Source organism: Variovorax sp. 20P10.2.4 (assembly GCF_058244205.1).
The window spans coordinates 1-1197 of sequence record NZ_JBZAYE010001152.1 but is presented as its reverse complement, the minus strand read 5'-3'; the positions used below and the strand labels follow the sequence as shown (position 1 = coordinate 1197).

Genomic DNA, 1197 nt, shown 5'->3' with positions numbered 1-1197 from the left:
GGCGCAAGGTCGCGCAGGCCCAGCTCGACAACGCGCGCAAGGCGCGGCAACTGGTGGTGAGCGGGCCGCGCAAGGAGGACATCGGCCAGGCCCAGGCCCAGCTCGAGGCGGCGCGCGCCGAGCTCGCGCTGATGAAGCACGAGCTCGAGGAGGCCGAGCTCAAGGCACCGATCGACGCCGTGGTGCGCGCGCGGCTGCTCGAGCCCGGCGACATGGCCTCGCCGCAGCGCCCGGCCTTCACACTCGCGATCACCGATCCCAAGTGGGTGCGGGCCTATGTGGCCGAGCCCGACCTCGGCCGCATCCAGGCCGGGCAGGAGGCCAGCGTGAGCACCGACAGCCAGCCCGACCATGCGCTCGCGGGCAAGGTGGGCTACATCGCCTCGGTGGCGGAGTTCACGCCCAAGACCGTGCAGACCGAGGAGCTGCGCAGCAGCCTCGTCTACGAGATCCGCGTGATGGTCGACGACAGGGAGGACCGGCTGCGGCTGGGCATGCCGGCCACCGTGACGCTGCGGCTCGCGTCCTCCGGAACGGCCGGCAAGTGAACGCCCCCGCCGTCCTCGCGCGCGGCCTGCACAAGCGCTTCGTCGTCAAGCCCGCGAAGAAGACCGTGCACGCGCTCGACGACATCGCGCTCGAGGTGCCGCCCGGCACGCTGACCGCGCTGGTCGGCCCCGACGGCGCCGGCAAGACCACGCTGCTGCGGCTGATGGCCGGCCTGCTGCGCGTCGACGCCGGCGAGCTGCGCGTGCTCGGCATCGACGTGGCCGCCGACCCGCAGGCGGTGCAGGACCGCATCAGCTACATGCCGCAGCGCTTCGGCCTCTACGACGACCTCAGCGTGCAGGAGAACCTCGACCTCTATGCCGACCTGCACGGCGTGCCGCGCGACGAGCGGCGCGCGCGCTACGGCCGGCTGATGGAGATGACCGACCTCGGCCGCTTCACCGACCGGCCCGCGGGCAAGCTCTCGGGCGGCATGAAGCAGAAGCTCGGGCTGGCCTGCACGCTGGTGCGCTCGCCCGAGCTGCTGCTGCTCGACGAACCCACGGTGGGCGTCGATCCGCTGTCGCGGCGCGAGCTGTGGCAGATCGTGCAGCAGCTGGTGGACGACGAGAAGCTCTCGGTCATCGTGAGCACCGCCTACCTCGACGAGGCCGAGCGCTGCGCGCGCGTGTTCGTGCTGCGCGAGGG

At 72.3% G+C, this 1197-nt stretch carries 2 protein-coding genes; both read left to right on the top strand.

Annotated features, from left to right (window positions below):
- On the top strand, positions 1-548 hold a 548-nt coding region (locus tag AC27VN_RS41895), incomplete at its 5' end, for an HlyD family secretion protein (RefSeq protein WP_490880577.1).
- Positions 545-1197 (top strand): ABC transporter ATP-binding protein (locus AC27VN_RS41890; RefSeq protein WP_490880576.1); only part of this gene is annotated, 653 nt, incomplete at its 3' end. The genes AC27VN_RS41895 and AC27VN_RS41890, both read left to right, overlap by 4 nt.